General features: G+C 69.6%; 17 protein-coding genes. All 17 read left to right on the top strand.

What is annotated here, in order from left to right; genetic code table 11:
* The first annotated feature begins 307 nt into the window (after positions 1–307).
* Complete coding sequence (locus tag WV31_RS15880) at positions 308–712, top strand: division/cell wall cluster transcriptional repressor MraZ (RefSeq protein ID WP_237051323.1); 405 nt, start codon at positions 308–310, stop codon at positions 710–712.
* On the top strand, positions 709–1,665 hold the full coding sequence (rsmH, locus tag WV31_RS15875; RefSeq protein WP_085374484.1) for a 16S rRNA (cytosine(1402)-N(4))-methyltransferase RsmH: 957 nt from the start codon (positions 709–711) through the stop codon (positions 1,663–1,665). The genes WV31_RS15880 and rsmH overlap by 4 nt, the downstream gene beginning before the upstream one ends.
* The gene (gene ftsL, locus WV31_RS15870) at positions 1,662–2,276 is read left to right on the top strand and encodes a cell division protein FtsL (RefSeq protein ID WP_085374483.1); all 615 of its coding nucleotides are present in this window, start codon (positions 1,662–1,664) and stop codon (positions 2,274–2,276) included. Before rsmH ends, ftsL begins: the two co-directional genes overlap by 4 nt.
* Positions 2,273–4,033: a peptidoglycan D,D-transpeptidase FtsI family protein gene (locus WV31_RS15865; RefSeq protein WP_085374482.1), complete on the top strand. Its 1,761-nt coding sequence runs from the start codon at positions 2,273–2,275 to the stop codon at positions 4,031–4,033. Before ftsL ends, WV31_RS15865 begins: the two co-directional genes overlap by 4 nt.
* Before the next feature lies 1 nt (position 4,034).
* Positions 4,035–5,471: a UDP-N-acetylmuramoyl-L-alanyl-D-glutamate--2,6-diaminopimelate ligase gene (locus tag WV31_RS15860; RefSeq protein ID WP_085374481.1), complete on the top strand. Its 1,437-nt coding sequence runs from the start codon at positions 4,035–4,037 to the stop codon at positions 5,469–5,471.
* Positions 5,468–6,868 carry a UDP-N-acetylmuramoylalanyl-D-glutamyl-2,6-diaminopimelate--D-alanyl-D-alanine ligase gene (locus WV31_RS15855; protein ID WP_085374480.1) on the top strand — a complete coding sequence of 467 codons (1,401 nt, stop codon included), beginning with the start codon at positions 5,468–5,470 and terminating at the stop codon, positions 6,866–6,868. The genes WV31_RS15860 and WV31_RS15855 overlap by 4 nt, the downstream gene beginning before the upstream one ends.
* The gene (gene mraY, locus WV31_RS15850; protein ID WP_085374479.1) at positions 6,869–7,957 is read left to right on the top strand and encodes a phospho-N-acetylmuramoyl-pentapeptide-transferase; all 1,089 of its coding nucleotides are present in this window, start codon (positions 6,869–6,871) and stop codon (positions 7,955–7,957) included.
* A gap of 11 nt (positions 7,958–7,968) precedes the next feature.
* Entirely contained in the window at positions 7,969–9,342 is a 1,374-nt protein-coding gene (gene murD, locus WV31_RS15845) for a UDP-N-acetylmuramoyl-L-alanine--D-glutamate ligase (protein WP_085374478.1), read from the top strand.
* Complete coding sequence (ftsW, locus tag WV31_RS15840; protein WP_085374477.1) at positions 9,339–10,469, top strand: putative lipid II flippase FtsW; 1,131 nt, start codon at positions 9,339–9,341, stop codon at positions 10,467–10,469. Before murD ends, ftsW begins: the two co-directional genes overlap by 4 nt.
* A complete protein-coding gene (murG, locus tag WV31_RS15835) occupies positions 10,466–11,581 on the top strand; it encodes an undecaprenyldiphospho-muramoylpentapeptide beta-N-acetylglucosaminyltransferase (protein ID WP_085374476.1) in 1,116 nt (371 codons plus the stop codon). Before ftsW ends, murG begins: the two co-directional genes overlap by 4 nt.
* 3 nt (positions 11,582–11,584) lie before the next feature.
* The gene (gene murC / locus WV31_RS15830) at positions 11,585–13,015 is read left to right on the top strand and encodes a UDP-N-acetylmuramate--L-alanine ligase (protein ID WP_085374475.1); all 1,431 of its coding nucleotides are present in this window, start codon (positions 11,585–11,587) and stop codon (positions 13,013–13,015) included.
* Entirely contained in the window at positions 13,012–13,938 is a 927-nt protein-coding gene (gene murB, locus WV31_RS15825) for a UDP-N-acetylmuramate dehydrogenase (RefSeq protein ID WP_085374474.1), read from the top strand. The genes murC and murB overlap by 4 nt, the downstream gene beginning before the upstream one ends.
* A 142-nt stretch (positions 13,939–14,080) precedes the next feature.
* Positions 14,081–14,998: a D-alanine--D-alanine ligase gene (locus WV31_RS15820; RefSeq protein ID WP_085374473.1), complete on the top strand. Its 918-nt coding sequence runs from the start codon at positions 14,081–14,083 to the stop codon at positions 14,996–14,998.
* Positions 14,989–15,948: a cell division protein FtsQ/DivIB gene (locus tag WV31_RS15815; protein WP_085374472.1), complete on the top strand. Its 960-nt coding sequence runs from the start codon at positions 14,989–14,991 to the stop codon at positions 15,946–15,948. The genes WV31_RS15820 and WV31_RS15815 overlap by 10 nt, the downstream gene beginning before the upstream one ends.
* A gap of 2 nt (positions 15,949–15,950) precedes the next feature.
* Positions 15,951–17,195, top strand: coding sequence for a cell division protein FtsA (gene ftsA, locus WV31_RS15810; RefSeq protein WP_085374471.1), 1,245 nt, complete (start codon positions 15,951–15,953; stop codon positions 17,193–17,195).
* Positions 17,196–17,255: 60 nt separating this feature from the next.
* On the top strand, positions 17,256–18,911 hold the full coding sequence (ftsZ, locus tag WV31_RS15805) for a cell division protein FtsZ (RefSeq protein ID WP_085374470.1): 1,656 nt from the start codon (positions 17,256–17,258) through the stop codon (positions 18,909–18,911).
* A 275-nt stretch (positions 18,912–19,186) separates the two neighbouring features.
* Entirely contained in the window at positions 19,187–20,164 is a 978-nt protein-coding gene (lpxC, locus tag WV31_RS15800) for a UDP-3-O-acyl-N-acetylglucosamine deacetylase (protein WP_237051598.1), read from the top strand.
* The last annotated feature ends 26 nt before the right edge of the window (positions 20,165–20,190 follow it).

Genomic DNA, 20,190 nt, shown 5'->3' with positions numbered 1-20,190 from the left:
GATTTTGGTCGTTTATGAAAAAACGGTAAATATCAATGCGCTGCGAGGCGATCCTCGAGTACTTTAATAAATACCGTCAAACATTGTCTCTCAACTGCCCCGTCCCATGCGATTACTATCCGATTCCATTGACTCCCATGATTTCCCATGATATCCCATTAATCACCATCCCATCGGGGCCCACAGGCTTATTGTGTCCCGGGAGATGGCCAAGGGGTTTTTCGGGCACAGCTAGCGGAAGGCGGACGAGGTGGCACTCTTCCTCTCCACATTCGTCAATAGGGTCGACAAGAAGGGACGGGTTTCCGTGCCCGCGACCTTCCGTGCCGCCCTGGCCGCCCAAAGCTTCGCCGGAATCGTCTGCTACCGCTCGTTCACCAACGCCTGCATCGAAGGCTGCGGCATGGACTTCATGGAGCGCCTGTCCGACGGCGCCCAAAGCTTCGACGCCTTCTCGGCCGAGCAGGAAGACCTCTCCGCCCTGATCTTCGCCGACGCCCGCCAACTGCCCTGGGACCCCGAGGGTCGCATCGTCCTGCCCGAGGACATCATGGCCCATGCCGGCATCACCGAGTCCGTCTCCTTCGTCGGCAAGGGCCAGACCTTCCAGATCTGGTCGCCCGAGGCCTACAAGACGGTGGAAGCCGAGATCCGCGCCCGCGCCCTGCAATCGCGCCCCACCCTGCCGCTGCGCCCCAAGGTGACCCCGTGACCCCCGCGCCTCACATTCCCGTCCTGCTGGCCGAGGTGATCCGGGCGCTTTCGCCCCGCGACGGCGGCTCTTACGTGGACGGCACCTTCGGCGCCGGCGGCTATACAAGCGCCATCCTGGCGGCCTCTTCCTGCCGGGTGTGGGCCATCGACCGCGACCCCACCGCCGTGGCCCGCGGCCGTTCCCTGGAGCAAAGCCAGGGCGGCCGTTTCGCCATGATCGAGGGCCGATTCGGCGATATGGACGCCTTGCTGCGTCAGCAGGGTGTCAACCAGGTTGACGGCATCGCGCTGGACATCGGCGTGTCCTCCATGCAGATCGATCAGGCGGAGCGCGGCTTCTCCTTCGCCAAGGACGGTCCGCTGGACATGCGCATGGAGGCCAAGGGGCCCAGCGCCGCCGACATGGTCAACGACACGCCCGAGGGCGAGCTGGCCGACATCATCTACCGCTACGGCGAGGAGCGCCTGTCGCGCCGGGTGGCCAAGGCCATCGTCGAGGCGCGCCGCGCCAGACGCTTCGAGCGTACCGGCGAACTGGCCGAGGTGATCCGCCGGGTGGTGCCGCGTTCGGGCGACGGCATCGACCCCGCCACCCGGACCTTCCAGGCGCTGCGCATCGCGGTCAACGACGAGCTGGGCGAGTTGGAGCGCGGGCTGGAAGCGGCCGAGCGCCTGCTGGCCCCCGGCGGAATCCTGGCGGTGGTGACCTTCCATTCCCTCGAAGACCGGGTGGTGAAGGGCTTCCTGAAAGTCCGCTCGGGCGAGGCGGCGCGCCCGTCGCGCCACGTCCCCCAGGCGCAAGGCGCGGGCCCCGTCCCCACCTTCACCCTGCAGACCCGCAAGGCCATCGCCCCCACTGCGGAAGAGGCGCGTGCCAATCCCCGCGCCCGCTCGGCCAAGCTGCGCTCGGCAATCCGCACCGACGCGCCCGCCCGGGGGGCCGCATCATGAGGCGCGGACTGACCGGAACCATCCTGTGGACCCTGCTGGCGGTCAGCGTCGGCGTGGTGCTGTTCGTGGTGAAGTACGAGGTCAAGGACCTGGAGCACCGCCTGGCCGGACTGAACGCCGAGATTCACCGCAACCAGGAGACCATCCACATTCTGCGGGCCGAGTGGAGCTATCTCAACGACCCGGTGCGCCTGCGCACCCTGTCGGAGAAGCATCTGGGCATGAAGCCGGTGACTCCCACCCAGGTGGCGACGCTGGACACCCTGCCCAAGGACGGCATTCCCGCCACCGGAGTGGTCTACGCCGCCGTGTCGCCGGCCAGGATCTCCCTGCCGCCCGCCGCCGCCGCCCAGGCCCCCAGGCCCGCGCCCCAGGCCGCGCCGGTCAAGCTGGCGGAAAGCCCGGCCAAGCCCCGCCCTGCGGAGACGGCCAAGCCCCAGCCCGGCAAGCCGCAGCCTGCCAAGCCCGGCACCGGCACCCTGGCCCAGGCGCCCCTTGTCAAACCCCTGGCCCCGCCCGACGCGCCCCCGGCTCCGGCCCCTGCCAAGGGAAGCCGGAGCATCGTCATTCCGTCGCCCGCTTTGGCCCAGGGCGAAGGGGGGGCGCGATGAGCATCTTCGCGCCCAAGCGCCACACCCCCGGCTTCCACGCCGGCGACGACCTGCAGGCCGGGGCGGCGCTGCGCCTGGACGGCGTGCGCATGCAGGCCATCGAGACCGGCCGCTCGCGCCTGGTGGTCACCGCCATGGTCTTCCTGCTGGCCTTCACGGCGGTGGGCGCGCGCATGGTGGACGTGGCGGTCATCGACCGCAACCCGCCCAAGCCCCACGCCCAGCCCCAGGCCCGCACCGACGAATTGCAGATGGAGCGCGCCGACATCTCGGACCGCACCGGGGTGCTGCTGGCTTCGTCGCTTCCCACCGTGTCGCTGTTCGCCCGGCCCGAGGACCTTCGCATCGCCAAGGTCGATATCGAGAACGCCGCCATCCGGCTGGTGGGCGTGCTGCCCGAACTGGACCTGGAAGAGACCATCGAGCGCCTGTCGTCGGGCCGCCAGTTCGTTTATCTCAAGCGCAACCTGACGCCGCGCCAGCAATTCGACGTCAACAATCTCGGCATCCCCGGCCTTCTGTTCGAAAAGGGCGAGCGCCGCATCTATCCCCACGGTCCCCTGGCGTCGCACGCGGTCGGCGTCACCGACGTGGACAACAAGGGCGTGGCCGGCATCGAGAAGCGCTTCGAGAACGCGCTTCGGGAAAGCCGCGAGCCGCTGGCGCTGTCCATCGACATCCGCGTCCAGACCATCGTGCGCAACGAACTGGCCCGCTCGGTGGAGGAATTCTCGGCGGTGGGCGGCACCGGCATGGTGATGGACGTGCGCACCGGCGAGCTGATCGCCATGGTCAGCCTGCCCGATTTCGACCCCAACGACCCGCCGGCGCCCACCGATTCGTCCATGTTCAACCGCGCCACCAAGGGCGCCTACGAGATGGGCTCCACCTTCAAGCTGTTCAACACCGCCATGGTGCTGGACCACGGCAAGGCCAACCTCAATTCCAGCTTCGACGCCACCAAGCCGCTGGTGTTCGCCGGCCACACCATCCACGACGACCACGCGCTGAACCGCTGGCTGAGCATTCCCGAGATTCTGATCCATTCCTCCAATATCGGCTCGGCCCGCATGGCGCTGGACGCCGGCACCGAGGCCCAGCGCGCCTTCATGGCCCGCATCGGCATGCTGCAGGCCCCGCCGCTGGAACTGCCCGAGGTGGCCGGGCCGCTGGTCCCCTCCCCCTGGCGCGAGATCAACACCGTCACCATCTCCTTCGGGCACGGCCTGTCGGTGACGCCGCTGCAATTGCTGGCCGGCACCGCCGCCCTGGTCAACGGCGGCGAATACCATGCGCCCACCCTGCTGGCCCGGGCGCCGGGCGACGCGATCCCCGCCATCCGGGTGATCAAGCCCAAGACCTCGGAGGCCATGCGCCAGCTGATGCGCATGGTGGTCACCGACGGCACCGGCAAGAAGGCCGACGTTCCCGGCTACGAGGTGGGCGGCAAGACCGGCACCGCCGAAAAGGCCGGGGCCGGCGGCTATCGCAAGAAGGCGGTGCTGTCCTCGTTCATCGCCGCCTTCCCCATGGATGCGCCGCGCTACGCGGTGCTGATGATGATCGACGAGCCCCAGGCCACCAAGCAGACCTTCGGCTTCATCACCGCCGGCTGGACCGCGGCGCCCGCCGCCGGACGGGTGATCGCCCAGATCGCGCCGCTGCTGGGGCTGATGCCCAAGACCCTGCCGATTCCCCAGACCACCAAGGGAATCGCCCAGTCCAAGGGAGGCCGTGAAGTTGCGGCGGTTGAGTGACATGACGGCGACGGCGCTCACCCGCGACGTGACCATCTCGGGGCTCACCGCCGATTCGCGCGCGGTCCGTCCCGGCTGGCTGTTCGCCGCCCTGCCCGGAACCAGGGCCGATGGCCGCGCCTTCGTCCCCGCAGCCATCGCCGCCGGCGCCGTCGCCATCCTCGCCCCCGAAGGCTCGCGCCTGGACCTGCCGCCCGAGGTGGTGCTGGTCACCGATGCCAATCCGCGCCGCCGCTTCGCCCTGATGGCCTCGGTCTTCCATGGCGCCCAGCCCAAGGTGATGGCCGCCGTCACCGGCACCAACGGCAAGACCTCCACCGCCGAGTTCTTCCGCCAGATCATGGCCCGTCTGGGCCATGTCTCTGCCTCCATCGGCACCCTGGGCGTCACCGCGCCGGGCTGGGACGGCGCGGGCGGCCTGACCACCCCCGACCCGGCCGGGCTGCACGCCGACCTCGCCAAACTGGCGGGCATGGGTGTCACCCACGCCTGCATGGAGGCGTCGAGCCACGGCCTCGACCAGCACCGGCTGGACGGCGTGACGTTCAAGGCCGCCGCCTTCACCAACCTGACGCGCGACCATCTCGACTATCACGCCGACATGGAGACCTACGCCGAGGCCAAGCTGCGCCTGTTCGCCGAGGTGCTGCCCGAGGACGCCACCGCCGTGATCAACGCCGATTCCGATCTGGCGCCGCGTCTGGTGGAACTGTGCGCCAAGCGCGGCATCGCCGTGCTGGGCTATGGCCGCGCCGCCACAGATCTGCGCCTGATCGCGGCGCGCCCCACCCCGGCGGGCCAGGACCTGGATCTGGAGATCATGGGCCGCGCCGTGACCGTCCACCTGCCCCTCGCCGGCCGCTTCCAGGCCGACAACGCCCTGGCCGCCCTGGGACTGGCCTTGGCCTGCGGCGCCGATCCGGTGAACGCGCTGATCGCCCTGGGCCATCTGGACGGCGTGCCCGGCCGCCTGCAGAAGGTGGCGGCGCGCGCCAACGGCGCCCCCGTCTATGTGGATTACGCCCACACCCCCGACGCCCTGGAGACGGTCCTGAAGGCGCTGCGTCCCCATGCCGCGCGGCGTCTGGTGGCGGTGTTCGGCTGCGGCGGCGACCGCGACCCCGGCAAGCGCCCGCTGATGGGGGCCATCGGCTGCCGTCTGGCCGACGCCATGATCGTCACCGACGACAATCCGCGCTCGGAAGACCCCGCCCTGATCCGCGCCGCCGTGCGGGGCGTCTGCCCGGCGGGCATCGAGATCGCCGACCGCCGCGACGCCATCCGCACCGCCGTGGCGGGGCTGCAGAAGGGCGATGTGCTGGTCATCGCCGGCAAGGGCCACGAGCAGGGCCAGATCGTCGGCGCAGCCGTGCTGCCCTTCGACGATGCCGGGGAAGCCCGCGAAGCCGTGCGTCTGGCCGATGGAGGGGCGTCATGAACCGCCCCTTGTGGACCTCGGCCGAAGTGGTCGCCGCCGTGGCGGGCACCCCGTCCGGCCCCGCCTGGGACGCCGGCGGCGTGTCCATCGACAGCCGCACCGTGGCGCCGGGCGACCTGTTCATCGCCCTGGAAGGCCCCAATCACGACGGCCACGACCACGTGGCCTCGGCCCTGGCCGGAGGCGCCGCCGCCGCCATCGTCCACAAGCTGCCCGAGGGCGTCCACGACGACGCCCCCCTGGTGCTGGTGCGTGACACCATGGCGGCCCTGCAGGACTTAGGCATCGCCTCGCGCGTCCGTTCGGCGGCCCGCATCGTCGCGGTCACCGGCAGCGTCGGCAAGACCGGCACCAAGGAGATGCTGGCCCTGTCGCTCACCGATCAGGGCCTCACCCATTACAGCGTCGGCAGCTTCAACAATCACTGGGGGGTGCCGCTGTCGCTGGCCCGCATGCCTGCGGGCGCGCAATACGCCATCTTCGAGATCGGCATGAACCACCCAGGCGAGATCACCCCCCTGGTGCGCATGGTGCGCCCCCACGTGGCGGTGATCACCACCGTCGAGATGGTCCACATGGAGTTCTTCGCCTCCACCGCCGAGATCGCCAGCGCCAAGGCCGAGATCTTCGACGGGCTGGAGGCGGGCGGCACCGCCGTGCTGCCCCGCGACAACGCCCATTTCGTATTCCTCGACGCCGCCGCCCGCGCCCACGGCATCACCGACGTGCGAACCTTCGGCAATCATATCGAAGCCACCGCGCGGCTGCTCGATTGCGCCGTCGACCCCCAGTCCACCGCGGTGTTCGCCCTGCTGGCCGATCATCCCCTGTCCTACCGGGTGGGCATCGCCGGACGGCAATGGGCCATGAACTCCCTGGCGGTGCTGCTGGCGATCGAGGCGCTGGGCGCCGACGTCAACCTGGCCGCCCTGGCGCTGGCCGCCATGGCCGCCCCCAAGGGGCGCGGCCAGCGCCGCCGGGTGGAGATGGAGGGCGGCAGTTTCGAGCTGATCGACGAAAGCTACAACGCCTCGCCGGTGTCCATGAAGGCGGCCATCGCCATGCTGGCCTCGGTGCGTCCGTCCAAGGGCGGGCGGCGCATCGCCGTGCTGGGCGACATGCTGGAGCTGGGCCCCCAGGGACCGGCGCTGCACGCCTCCATCGCCGAGGCCGCGGAAAGCTGGGACATCGATCTGGTCTTCACCGCCGGGACATTGACCGCTCATCTGCGCGACGCGCTGGCCGAACACCGGCGCGGCGGTCACGGGGCCGATTCCGACGCCGTGGCGGCGCTGGTCAAGGCGGCGGTACGGCCGGGCGACGTGGTGATGGTCAAGGGTTCGGCGGGCAGCCGGATGGGACGTGTGGTCAACGCTCTGGCCGAAGGGGGCCGCTGAATGCTTTACAATCTCCTCTACCCCCTGGCCGATCAGGTTCCGGTCTTCAACCTGTTCAAGTACCTGACCTTCCGCACGGGCGGCGCGGTGCTGACCGCGCTGATCGTCGCCTTCCTGGTGGGGCCGCGCATCATCGCCTGGCTGCGCCAGTGGCAGAAGCAGGGCCAGCCCATCCGCGCCGACGGCCCCGAATCCCATCTGCTGACCAAGAAGGGCACGCCCACCATGGGCGGCTTCATGATCCTGCTGGCGCTGTCCATCTCCACCCTGCTGTGGGCGGACCTGCGCAACCAGTACGTCTGGATCGTGCTGCTGGTCACCCTGGGCTACGGGCTGATCGGCTTCTGGGACGATTACCTCAAGGTCTCCAAGAAGAACCCCAAGGGGGTGCCGGGCAAGGCCAAGCTTGTGGCCGAGATCGCCATCGCGCTGGCCGCCGCCGCCTGGGTCTGGAGCCTGCAGCGCGAGCCCCTGGCCGGCGCCCTGGCGGTGCCGTTCTTCAAGACCGTGCTGCTGCAGCTCTCCTGGTTCTACCTGCCCTTCGCGGTGTTCATCATCGTCGGCGCCGGCAACGCCGTGAACCTGACCGACGGGCTGGATGGGCTGGCCATCGTGCCGGTGATGATCGCCTCGGGCGTGTTCGCCATCTTCTCCTATCTGGTCGGCCACGCCGTCTTCGCCAACTACCTGCAGATCCACTACGTCTCGGGCTCGGGCGAACTGGCGGTGTTCTGCGGCGCCCTGGTGGGAGCCGGCCTCGGCTTCCTGTGGTTCAACGCGCCGCCCGCCATGGTGTTCATGGGCGACACCGGATCGCTGGCTCTCGGCGGCGCGCTGGGCGCCATCTCGGTGGTGACCAAGCACGAACTGGTGCTGGGCATCGTCGGCGGCCTGTTCGTGCTGGAGACCGTCTCGGTGATCGTCCAGGTGGCGTCGTTCAAGCTGACCGGGAAAAGGGTATTCCGCATGGCGCCGCTGCACCATCACTTCGAGAAGAAGGGCTGGGCCGAGCCGACCGTGGTCATCCGCTTCTGGATCATCGCCACCATCCTGGCGCTCGCCGGGCTGGCCACCCTGAAGCTGCGCTAGAGGAACCGGCCATGATCCCCGTCCCCTTCCTCAAAGGTAAGCGCGTTCTGGTGATGGGCCTGGGCAAGTCCGGGACCGCCACGGCGCTCGCCCTGCTGGCGTCGGGCGCCGGCGTGATGGCCTGGGACGACGGCGAGGCGGCGCGCAAGTCCGGCGCCGAGGCCGGCATCCCCATCCGCGACCCCGCCCAGATTCCGCTGGAAAAGGCCGATCTGGTGGTGTGGAGCCCGGGTATTCCCCACACCCATCCCCAGCCCCATCCCATCGCCCTGCGCGTCAAGGCGGCGAACGTGCCGCTGGTCTGCGACGTGGAATTGCTGGCGCTGGCCAAGACGGGCGCCCGCATGCTGGCGGTGACGGGGACCAACGGCAAGTCCACCACCACCACCTTGCTGGCCCATGTGCTGGAGGAATGCGGCATTCCCGCCGCCGCCGGCGGCAATCTGGGCACCGCCGCCCTGGACCTGCCCGAGCTGCCGGGCGACGGGCGCTATGTGCTGGAGCTGTCCTCCTACCAGCTGGAGCTGACCCACAGCCTGAAGCTGGGCGTCGCCATCCTGTTGAACATCACCCCCGACCATCTGGGCCGCCACGGCGGCATGACCGGCTACATCGCCGCCAAGCGCCGGGTATTCGACTTCCTCACCCCCGGCGGCGCGGCGGTGATCGGCGTGGACGACGGCCCCTGCCGTTCCATGGCAGCCGAACTGTCGCGCATGGGAGCCAGGGTGCTGAAGGTCTCGGTGGACCACGTGCTGCCCGAGGGGTATTCCGCCCCCGATGGCGTGCTGCACGAGCATGGCAAGCCGGTCTGCGACCTGAAGGACATTCCCAGCCTGCCCGGCCGCCACAACTGGCAGAACGCCTGCGCCGTGTTCGCCGCCGCCCGCGCCGAGGGCCTGGCGCCGAAGCAGATCGCCGCCGCGCTGGCCACCTATCCCGGCCTCGGCCATCGCCAGGAATTGGTGGGCAGCGACCACGGCATCCTTTGGATCAACGATTCCAAGGCCACCAACGCCGACGCGGTGGAAAAGGCCCTGGCCTGCTACGACAACGTCTACTGGATTCTGGGCGGCCAGGCCAAGGAAGGCGGCATCAGTTCGCTGGAGAAGCATTTCGGCCGCATCCAGCACGCCTTCCTGATCGGCGAAGCCACGGAAGGCTTCGCCGCCACCCTGGAGGGCAAGGTGCGCTTCACCCGCTGCGGCACGCTGGACAAGGCGGTGGCCGCCGCCCGCAACCTCGCCGTGTCCGACGCCATTGACGGCGCCGTGGTGCTGCTGTCACCCGCCTGCGCCTCGTGGGACCAGTTCAAGTCGTTCGAACACCGGGGCGACACCTTCCGCGAGCTGGTCCAGGCCTTCGCCGACGGAGGGCCGGCATGAGCGTCACCTTCGGGCGCACCGACACCTCCGTTCTGGGCCGCTGGTGGTGGACCGTCGACCGCTGGACCATCGCGGCGCTGTTCCTGCTGGTCGCCGTGGGCGCCATCCTGACCATGGCCGCCAGCCCGGCGGTGGCCGAGCGCATCGGAGCGCAAAGCTTCCATTTCGTGCGCCGCCAGTTCGTCTTCCTGGCGCCGGCCATCATCATCATGCTGAGCGTGTCGCTGCTGACCCCGAAGCAGGTGCGGCGCATGGCGGTGATCGGCCTCTTGGCCTCCATCGTGCTGCTGTGCCTGGTGCCGGTGCTGGGCGGCGAGATCAAGGGCGCCAAGCGCTGGCTCAACATCGCCGGCATCTCCATCCAGCCCTCGGAATTCGTCAAGCCCATGTTCGCCGTGGTCTCGGCCTGGATGTTCGCCTCGGCCCGCCTGGACCCCGCCTTCCCCGGCCGCGTCATCGCCACCGCCCTGTTCGGCGTGGTCGCGCTGCTGCTGCTGATTCAGCCCGACGTGGGCCAGACCGCCATCCTGACCGCCATCTGGGGCACCCAGTTCTTCCTGGCCGGTCTGCCGCTGATCCTGGTGGTGGGCCTTGGCCTCGCCGCGCCCATCGGCATCGTCGGCGCCTATTACGTCTTCCCCCACGTCCAGGCCCGCTTCGACAAGTTCCTCGATCCCTCGGGCAGCGGCGCCTATCAGGTCACCACGGCGCTCAACGCCTTCAAGAACGGCGGGCTGTTCGGCCGCGGCCCCGGCGAGGGCCGGGTCAAGCTGGTGCTGCCCGACGCCCATACCGACTTCATCCTGGCGGTGGGCGGCGAGGAATTCGGCGTGGTGCTGTGCCTGTTCGTGGTGATGCTGTTCGGCTTCATCGTGCTGCGCGGTTTTTCCCGCATCCACAAGGAGGACAACCTCTTCGTGGTGCTGGCCACCGCCGGCCTCTTGGTCCAGTTCGGGCTGCAGGCCATCGTCAACATGGCCTCCACGCTGCGTATGATGCCGGCCAAGGGCATGACCCTGCCGTTCATCTCCTATGGCGGCTCGTCCATGGTGGCGCTGGCGCTGGGCATGGGCATGGTGCTGGCCTTGACCCGCACCCGCTACGGCAGGGAGGGCATGGAGGCATGAGCAACTCCCCGGCCCTCATCGCTCTCGCCGCCGGCGGCACCGGCGGACACGTCTTCCCGGCGGAAGCCCTGGCCAGCGTGCTGCTGGACCGCGGCTACCGGCTGGCGCTGATCACCGACAAGCGGGGCGCGGCCTATGGCGGCACGCTGGGCAAGCTCGAGACCTTCCGCATCTCGGCCGGCGGCATCGCCGGGCGCGGCAAGCTGTCGGCGCTGCGCTCGGCGCTGGAGCTGGGCGTCGGCATCATCCAGGCCCGCTCGATCCTGAAGCGCATCCGGCCGGCGGCCGTGATCGGCTTCGGTGGCTACGCCTCGGTGCCGGGCATGGCGGCTGCGTCGCTGGCCGGCATTCCCACCGCCATTCACGAGCAGAACGCCGTGCTGGGCCGCGCCAACCGCCTGCTGGCCGCCCGGGTGCGCCGCATCGCCACCTCGTTCGCCGAGGTCAGCCACGTGGAGGCCAGGCTGGCGCCCAAGCTGGTCCATACCGGCATGCCGGTGCGCGCCGCAATCCTGGCCCAGCGGGACAACGCCTATCCCGAGATCGGCTCGGAAGGCCCCATCGAGCTGCTGGTGCTGGGCGGCAGCCAAGGGGCGCGCATCCTGTCCGAGGTGGTGCCCGCAGCACTTGCCCGCCTGCCCGAATCCTTGCGGTCCCGCATCCGCATCGCCCAGCAATGCCGCCCCGAGGATCTGGACGGCGTGCGCCGGGCCTATGGCGGCACCGGCATCGACGCCACCCTGGACAGCTTCTTCGCCGACGTGCCCGAGCGTCTGGCCCGCGCCCATCTGGTCATCGCCCGCGCCGGCGCCTCCACCGTGGCCGAGCTGACCACCTTGGGCCGTCCGGCCATCCTGGTGCCCTATCCCTTCGCCATCGACGACCACCAGACCGCCAACGCCCATGCGGTCGAGGATTCGGGCGGCGCCTGGCTGATGCAGCAGGATTCGTTCACGCCCGAGACCCTGGCGTCGCGCCTGGACTCCCTGTTCACCCAGCCGGAAACCCTGGTGCGCACCGCCCAATGCGCCCGCAATTCCGGCCGCCCCAATGCGGCGCAAGCCCTGGCCGATCTGGTGGTCGGGCTGATCCCCAATGAAAGTGGAGCCTGACCCATGCGCACCATGTCGCTGAACATCGGCACCATCCACTTCGTCGGCATCGGCGGCATCGGCATGTCGGGCATCGCCGAGATCCTGCACAACCTGGGCTATACGGTCCAGGGCACCGACATCGCCGACAATTACAACGTCGAGCGCCTGCGCAAGATGGGCATCCGCGTCCATATCGGCCACGCGGCCGAGGCGCTGGGCGACGCCCGCGTGGTGGTGGTGTCCTCGGCGGTCAAGGCCGATAACCCGGAAGTCCAGGCCGCCCGTGCCAAGCTGGTTCCGGTGGTGCGCCGCGCCGAGATGCTGGCCGAGCTGATGCGCCTGAAATCCGCCATCGCCATCGGCGGCACCCACGGCAAGACCACCACCACCTCGCTGATCGCCGCCTTGCTCGACGCCGCCCGGCTGGACCCCACGGTGATCAACGGCGGCATCATCAACGCCTACGGCACCAACGCGCGGCTGGGCGCCAGCGAGTGGATGGTGGTCGAGGCCGACGAGAGCGACGGCTCGTTCATCAAGCTGCCCTCCACCGCCGTGGTGGTGACCAACATCGACCCCGAGCACATGGACCATTACGGCACGGTGGACAGGCTGCACGAGGCCTTCCGCACCTTCGTCGAGAACATCCCGTTCTACGGCTTCGCCGCCATGTGCATCGACCACCCCGAGGTCCAGGCCCTGGTCGCCCGCGTGCCCGACCGCAAGCTGGTCACCTACGGCTTCAACCATCAGGCTCTGGTCCGGGTCGAGAAGCTGGCCATGGACATCACCGGGGCGCGCTACGACGTGGTGATCACCGACCGCGTCACCGGCGCCACCCGGACCATCGCCGACATCCACCTGCCCATGTACGGCGAGCACAACGTGCTGAACTCGCTGGCCGCCATCGCGGTGGCCAACGAGCTGGGCCTTGCCAACGACGTGGTCAAGAAGGCGCTCTCCGGCTTCAAGGGCGTCAAGCGCCGCTTCACCCGCACCGGCGAGGCCAAGGGCGTCACCGTCATCGACGATTACGGCCACCATCCGGTCGAGATCGCCGCCGTCCTGAAGGCGGCGCGCTCCGCCTGCCAGGGCAACGTCATCGCCGTGGTGCAGCCCCACCGCTATTCGCGGCTGTCCAGCCTGTTTCCCGAGTTCTGCACCTGCTTCAACGACGCCGACATGGTGATCGTCGCCGACGTCTACGCGGCGGGAGAGAAGCCCCTGGAGGGCTTCGACAAGACCTCGCTGGTCAAGGGCCTGCAGGAGCACGGACACCGCCGGGTGATGGCGTTGGCCGATTCGAAGGCCCTGGCGCCGCTGGTCAATTCCCTGGCCGGTCCCGGCGACATGGTGGTCTGCCTGGGCGCCGGCAACATCACCGCCTGGGCCCATGCCCTGCCGGCCGAACTGGCCGCCCTGCCCGATCCCAGCCCGGGAGGCGCCGAATGATGGCAGCCGCCCGCCACCATGACTGGCGCGACGCCCTGCCCCCGGTGCGGGGACGGATGAGCTTCGACGCGCCCATGGCGCCCTTCACCTGGTTCCGGGTGGGCGGCGCGGCCGAAGCGCTGTTCCGTCCCGCCGACCTGGACGACCTGATCGCCGTGCTGGAAGTGCTGCCCGAGGACGTTCCTGTCACCGTGGTGGGCGTCGGTTCCAATCTGCTGGTCAGGGATGGCGGCGTGCCGGGCATGGTGATCCGGCTGGTCGGCCCCTTCGCCACCATCGACGTGGCGGGCGACACCATCACCGCCGGAGCCGGTGCGCTGGACCTCACCGTGGCGCGTACCGCCGAGGAAGAGGGGCTGGCCGGGCTGGAATTCCTGTCGGGCGTTCCCGGCACCATCGGCGGCGCGCTGCGCATGAACGCCGGCGCCTTCGGCGGCGAAATGAAGGACGTCACCGTCTCGGCCCAGGCCCTGGACCGGAGCGGCAACCTGCAGATTCTCGGCCCCGGCGAACTGGGCTTCTCGTACCGCCGCAGCGCCGTGCCCGAGGGGTGGATCTTCCTGTCCGCCTCGCTCAAGGGCCGCCCCGGCAAGCGGGCCGACATCGCGGCCCGCATGGCCGAGATCGCCAAGGCCCGCGAGGATGCACAGCCGGTCAAGGTGCGCACCGGCGGCTCCACCTTCGCCAACCCGGAAGGCATGAGCGCCTGGAAGCTGATCGACGCCGCCGGCTGCCGGGGCCTCGTCATGGGCGGCGCCCAGGTGTCGGAGAAGCACTGCAACTTCCTCCTGAACACCGGCGACGCCACCGCCGCCGACATCGAGGATTTGGGTGAGGAAGTCCGCCGCCGGGTGCGTGAAACCAGCGGCATCGACCTGCATTGGGAAATCCGCCGCATCGGAGTGAGGAGGGACCCGCCATGAGCGTGCGCACCGTCCACTCCGCCTGTCACCCCGAGCGGATGCGAGGGGTCTCCGTCTGCCCGGTCCTTACCAACGTCCCCGCGCCGCGCCAGGATGAGATCCTTCGCTGCGCTCAGGATGACAGCCTTTCGGGAGCCTCCTTATGAGCAAGCGCGTCACCGTCCTGATGGGGGGAGCCTCGGCCGAGCGCGACGTGTCCTTGCGCTCGGGCGCCGCCGCCGCCAAGGCGCTGGAGCAGGCCGGGTTCGAGGTCGCCCTGGTGGATTGCGGCCGCAATCCGGCCGAACTGGTGCGCGCCATCTCCGAGACCAAGCCCGACGTGGTGTTCAACGCGCTGCACGGCCGCTTCGGCGAGGACGGCTGCGTCCAGGGCGTGCTGGATCTCCTGGGCGTGCCCTACACCCATTCCGGCCTGCTGGCCTCGGCGGCGGCCATGGACAAGGCCTTCGCCCGCGCCCTGTTCCAGGCCGCCGGCATTCCGGTGGCCGAAGGCAAGGTCATCAGCCGCGCCCAGATGGCGGACCCCGATCCCCTGCCCCGTCCCTTCGTGGTCAAGCCCATCAACGAGGGCTCCTCGGTGGGCGTGTTCGTCGTGAAGGACAACCAGCCCTCGCCCATCTCCGCCTGGCCCTTCGATGCCGAGGAGGTGCTGGTGGAAAGCTTCATCCCGGGCCGCGAGCTGACCGTGGCGGTGATGGGCAACCGCGCGCTGGGCGTGCTGGAAATCACCTCGGACCACGGCTTCTACGATTACGAGGCCAAGTACGCGCCGGGCGGCTCGCGCCATATCATGCCCGCCCCCATCCCGGAAGCCGATTACGCCGAAGCCTGCCGTCTGGCGGTCGCCGCCCACAAGGCGCTGGGCTGCCGGGGCGTGTCGCGCGCCGATCTGCGTTACGACGACACCGATCCGGGCCAGCCGCCCCGTCTCGTCATGCTGGAGGTCAACACCCAGCCCGGCATGACCGGCACCTCGCTGGTCCCCGAGATGGCCGCATACCAGGGGATCAGCTTCCCCGATCTGGTGCGGTGGATGGTGGAGGAGGCGCGATGCGACTGAATCCCGCCGACATCGTCATCACCGCCGACGACCGCCCCGGCGTTCACCGCCCGCCCCGCCAGATCTCGGCCAAGCGCGAGGCGGCGGCGGCCGCACCGGCACGCCCCAAGGCCAAGCGCCGCCTGCCCCGGCTGCGCCTGGACCTCAGCCCCCTGCAGAAGGCGGCGGGCTACGGAATTCTGGCCGTCATCGTGGCGGTGGGCGGCCTGGCGCTCTGGCATTCGGGCAAGCCCCAGCGTCTGGTTCGCGACGCGGGCGATGCCTTCCTGGCCCGCAGCGCCGAGGCCGGCTTCCAGGTGGCCGACATCACCGTAACGGGGCGTCGCCGCACGCCGGCCGCGCAGCTGGTCAGCGCGCTGGGCGCCCATTACGGCGACCCCATCCTGGGGCTCGACATCGCCGCCGCCAGGGCGCGGATCGAGGCGCTGCCCAGCGTGCGCGCCGCCGCCATCGAACGCCGCCTGCCCGGCGCCATCCACCTGTCCATCGTCGAGCGCCAGCCGGTGGCCCTGTGGCAGACCGACAACCGCTTCGTGCTGGTGGACCGCGACGGCCACAGCATCCCCGGCGCCATCGAAGGCTTCGAGGACCTGCCGCTGATCGTCGGCGACGGCGCGCCGGCCCGCACCGACGAACTGTTCGCCCTGCTGGCCAGCGAGCCCGAGCTGGCCGCCCGCGTCAAGGCCGCCATCCGGGTGGGCAACCGCCGCTGGAACATCAAGCTGGACGACGTGGAGAAGGGCCTGGAGGCCCGCCTGCCCGAGCTTGACACCGAAGCAGCCTGGCACCGTCTGGCCGAGCTGGAGAAGACCCGCGCCCTGTCGGGCAAGCAGATCACCATGATCGACCTGCGCGTCCCCGACCGTCTGGTGCTGAAAAGCGCCCGCGACCCGGCCCCGGTCAACACCGCCTCGGTCGAATCCCTCTCCCCCCTGCCGAGGGAGCGCTGAGCATGGCGGCTAGAAACGGACTCGTCGCGGCGCTGGATGTGGGCACCACCAAGGTGTGCTGCTTCATCGCCAAGGTCCAGGACGACGGCAGCCCCCGCATGGTGGGCATCGGCCATCAGGTGGCGCGCGGCATGCGCAACGGCGCCGTGGTGGACATGGAGGAGCTGGAAACCTCGATCCGCGCCGCCGTCGAGGCCGCCGAGGAAATGGCCAACGACCAGGTGCGCGCCGTGGCCGTCAACATCTCGGGCGGCCACCCCGGCTCGGCCAACGTCAAGGTCGAGGTGGCCATGAACGGCCACGCCGTCAACGAGGCCGACATCCGCCGCATGCTCGAACACGGCCGCGCCCATCACGAAAGCGCCGACCGCGAGCTGATCCACGCCATTCCGGTGGACTACACCATCGACGGCAACGAAGGGATCAAGGACCCGCGCGGCATGTTCGGCGACCGCTTAGGGGTCGCCATCCACGTCATCTCGGCGGGCATCGGTCCGGTGCGCAATCTCTCCACCGTGGTCAACCGCTGCCACCTCGACATCGAGGCCCGCGTGGTCAGCCCCTACGCCGCCGGTCTCGCCTGCCTGGTGGAGGACGAGAAGGAGCTGGGCGTCACCTGCATCGACATGGGCGGCGGCACCACCTCCATCGCCGTGTTCCTGGGCGGCCAGCTGGTCCACACCGACGTCATCGCCGTGGGCGGCGCGCACGTCACCAGCGACATCGCCCGCGGCCTGTCCACGCCCGTCGTGCATGCCGAGCGCCTGAAGACGCTGTACGGCTCGGTGATCCCGTCGGCGTCCGACGACCGCGAGATCCTCAAGGTGCCGCTGGTGGGCGAGGACGAGGACGGGGCAAGCAATCAGGTGCCGCGCTCCATGCTGATCCAGATCATCCAGCCCCGGCTGGAGGAGACCTTCGAGCTGGTGCGCTCGCATCTGGAGCAGGGCGGCTTCGACAAGCTGGCCGGGCGCCGCGTGGTGCTGACGGGCGGCGCCAGCCAGATGCAGGGCGCCCGCGATCTGGCCGGCATGGTGCTGGACAAGCAGGTGCGCCTGGGCAAGCCCATGGGGCTGCACGGCCTGCCCGAGGCCACCGGCGGGCCCGCCTTCTCCACCTGCGCCGGATTGATCCGCTATGCGCTCGCCCACGCCCCCGCGCCGTCGCGGGGCAAGAAGGCGGGAACACGCGGCGACGGCGCATCGGGCTGGGGCCGTCTCGGCTCGTGGCTCAAACGGAATTTCTGACCTTTCTCAAGTTCAAACCGGCCGGCAACGAATCGGCCACACAGCGCGGAGGACCTGGATATGCTGACTTTTCTTCCCGGGGCTCATCAAGAGCTCAAGCCCCGCATCACCGTGGTCGGCGTCGGCGGCGCCGGCGGCAACGCCGTCAACAACATGATCCTGTCGCGGCTTGAAGGCGTCGAATTCATCGTCGCCAACACCGATTCCCAGTCGCTGGGCCAAAGCCGCACCGAACGCCGCATCCAGCTGGGCAACCAGGTGACCCAAGGCCTGGGCGCCGGTTCGCGTCCCGATATCGGCCGCGCGGCGGCCGAGGAAAGCCTGGAAGAGATCCTGGGCCAGATCGGCGGCGCCAACATGGTGTTCATCACCGCCGGCATGGGCGGCGGCACCGGCTCGGGCGCCGCTCCGGTCATCGCGCGGGCGGCGCGCGAGCAGGGCATCCTCACCGTCGGCGTGGTGACCAAGCCCTTCCACTTCGAGGGCGCGCACCGCATGCGCACCGCCGAAGCCGCCATCGAGGAGCTGCAGCAGTTCGTCGACACCCTGATCATCATCCCCAACCAGAACCTGTTCCGCGTCGCCACCGAGCGCACCACCTTCGCCGACGCCTTCAAGATGGCCGACGACGTGCTGTATTCCGGCGTGCGCGGCGTCACCGACCTGATGATCATGCCCGGCCTGATCAACCTGGACTTCGCCGACATCCGCACCGTGATGAGCGAGATGGGCAAGGCCATGATGGGCACCGGCGAGGCCGAGGGCGACAAGCGCGCCATCGACGCCGCCGAGGCCGCCATCTCCAACCCGCTGCTGGACGACACCTCCATGAAGGGCGCCCGTGGCGTGTTGATCAACATCACCGGCGGCATGGACATGACCCTGTTCGAGGTGGACGAGGCCGCCAACCGCATCCGCGACGAAGTGGACCCCGACGCCAACATCATCTTCGGTTCCACCTTCGACGAGAAGCTGAACGGCAAGATGCGGGTCTCGGTGGTCGCCACCGGCATCGCCTCGGAAGCCGCCCAGCAGCCCAAGCCCACCGTCATCTCGCTGGTGACGCCCGCGACCCAGGCCGTCCCCCAGCCGGCCGTCGCCCGCCCCGCCGCCGCCCAGGTCCAGGCGCCGGTCTTCCGGCCGCAGACCGCCGCCCAGGCCGCTCCGGTTCAGGCTCCGGCCGCCGCCCAGGTCGCCTATCCCCAGCCGGCCCAGCCCCAGCCGGCCCAGCCCCAGCCGGCCATGCGCACCGCCGCCCAGATCCAGCCCGAGCTGGACATCGGCCGTCCCGAGCCGGTGGTCCGGACCGAGCCGGCCATGCGCGCCGAAGCCGCCCCCGCCCGCGCCGAGCCCGAACTGCGTCTCGAGCCGGAACTGCGCGCCGAGCCCGAGATGGACTCCCGCCACGAGCCGGTTCTGGGCCGTCCGCAGCCCGACCTGCGGGTCCAGCCCGAGATGAAGGATCTGCACAAGGCCCTGTCCGAAATCTCCGAGACCCCTCCGGCTCCCACCCTGGCGCCGCAGCCGCCCCAGGAGACCCGCCGCATGGGCGGCCTGCTGGACCGTCTGGTCAACCGCAACCGCGCTCCCGCCCAGCCCGCGCCGCAGCCCCAGCCGGCCCCCCAGCCGCGCATGGAAGCACGCCGCGAACCCACCGCCACCCGGGCGGGCGAGGACCTGGACATCCCGGCCTTCCTGCGCCGCCAGGCCAACTGAGCACACTGATCGCGGAAAGGGGATAGCCCCCTTTCCCACCGCGCTGTAAGACTTGGGCCCCGCCGGCGTGCCGGACGGGGCCCCATTTTTATAACCGAATGGAATCAATGCCATAGCAAATGTTTCACGGACCGGAACGAGTGTAACATTTGGCAATAATGATTGATTTGAGCCCTGGACCAGCGGCTGCTACACCTTTCACCATCAAGATGAAGGGCCGCCAAACGCCACACGACACAAGCGGCGCGGCGGACCAGGAGACAGGGGTTTTGAACGTGAATCAGATCGTCAGCCATCTGCGTCCCGATACCAAGGCCTCCACCGATTCCATTCGTCAGCGTACCTTGAAGAGCTCCATCGGCTGCACCGGCGTCGGCCTGCATTCGGGCAACAAGGTCACCATGGTTCTGCACCCGGCCGAGGCCGGCACCGGCATCCGTTTCCGCCGCGTCGACATCGCCGGCGGCGGCGCCATCGTCCCGGCCCTGTGGTCGTCGGTGGGCGACACCCGCATGAACACCTGCCTGAAGAACGAGGACGGCGTGGTGGTCGGCACGGTCGAGCACCTGATGAGCGCGCTGGCCGGCATGCAGATCGACAATTGCCTGATCGAGATCAACGGCCCGGAAGTGCCGGTGATGGACGGTTCGGCCGCTCCCTTCCTGTTCCTGATCGAATGCGCCGGCGTGGTCGAGCAGGACGCTCCCCGCCAGGCCATCAGGATCCTCAAGCGCGTGGTGATCAAGGACGGCGAGCGTTCCGCCTCGCTGACCCCGTCGCCGGGCTTCTCGGTGCGCTTCGAGATCGATTTCGGCGCCTCGGCCATCTCGCGCCAGGAATTCTTCGTCAACCTGTCGCGCGGCACCTTCAAGGCGGAAGTCTCCCGCGCGCGCACCTTCGGCTTCGAGCAGGAAGTGGCCATGCTGCGCGCCCACGGACTGGCCCGCGGCGGTTCGCTGGACAACGCGGTGGTGATCGACAGCACCGGCACCAAGGTGCTGAACGACGACGGCCTGCGTTACTCCGATGAATTCGTCCGCCACAAGGTTCTGGACGCGGTGGGCGACCTCTATCTCGCCGGCGCTCCGATCCTCGGCCATTACCACGGCGTGCGCGCCGGCCATGCGGTGACCAACCAGCTGCTGCGCGCCCTGTTCGCCGATCCCAGCGCCTGGGAACTGACCGACATCGCGCCGGGTTCCGCCGCCGCGCCGTTCATCGCCCAGCCTCTGAGCCTGGCCGCCAACGGCTGACACGTTTACGACCCCCAATGGCCCTC

Source organism: Magnetospirillum sp. ME-1 (genome assembly GCF_002105535.1).
Classification (GTDB): domain Bacteria; phylum Pseudomonadota; class Alphaproteobacteria; order Rhodospirillales; family Magnetospirillaceae; genus Phaeospirillum.
Note: the sequence above shows the minus strand (reverse complement) of the source record. Positions and strands in the feature narration are given on the sequence as shown.

Bases quoted from the DNA above. Each gene is read 5' to 3' on its own strand.
- ftsL (WP_085374483.1), top strand. From the start codon at position 1,662: ATGAGGCGCGGACTGACCGGAACCATCCTGTGGACCCTGCTGGCGGTC.
- WV31_RS15865 (WP_085374482.1), top strand. From the start codon at position 2,273: ATGAGCATCTTCGCGCCCAAGCGCCACACCCCCGGCTTCCACGCCGGC.
- WV31_RS15860 (WP_085374481.1), top strand. From the start codon at position 4,035: ATGACGGCGACGGCGCTCACCCGCGACGTGACCATCTCGGGGCTCACC.
- WV31_RS15855 (WP_085374480.1), top strand. From the start codon at position 5,468: ATGAACCGCCCCTTGTGGACCTCGGCCGAAGTGGTCGCCGCCGTGGCG.
- mraY (WP_085374479.1), top strand. From the start codon at position 6,869: ATGCTTTACAATCTCCTCTACCCCCTGGCCGATCAGGTTCCGGTCTTC.
- murD (WP_085374478.1), top strand. From the start codon at position 7,969: ATGATCCCCGTCCCCTTCCTCAAAGGTAAGCGCGTTCTGGTGATGGGC.
- ftsW (WP_085374477.1), top strand. From the start codon at position 9,339: ATGAGCGTCACCTTCGGGCGCACCGACACCTCCGTTCTGGGCCGCTGG.
- murG (WP_085374476.1), top strand. From the start codon at position 10,466: ATGAGCAACTCCCCGGCCCTCATCGCTCTCGCCGCCGGCGGCACCGGC.
- murC (WP_085374475.1), top strand. From the start codon at position 11,585: ATGCGCACCATGTCGCTGAACATCGGCACCATCCACTTCGTCGGCATC.
- murB (WP_085374474.1), top strand. From the start codon at position 13,012: ATGATGGCAGCCGCCCGCCACCATGACTGGCGCGACGCCCTGCCCCCG.
- WV31_RS15820 (WP_085374473.1), top strand. From the start codon at position 14,081: ATGAGCAAGCGCGTCACCGTCCTGATGGGGGGAGCCTCGGCCGAGCGC.
- WV31_RS15815 (WP_085374472.1), top strand. From the start codon at position 14,989: ATGCGACTGAATCCCGCCGACATCGTCATCACCGCCGACGACCGCCCC.
- ftsA (WP_085374471.1), top strand. From the start codon at position 15,951: ATGGCGGCTAGAAACGGACTCGTCGCGGCGCTGGATGTGGGCACCACC.
- ftsZ (WP_085374470.1), top strand. From the start codon at position 17,256: ATGCTGACTTTTCTTCCCGGGGCTCATCAAGAGCTCAAGCCCCGCATC.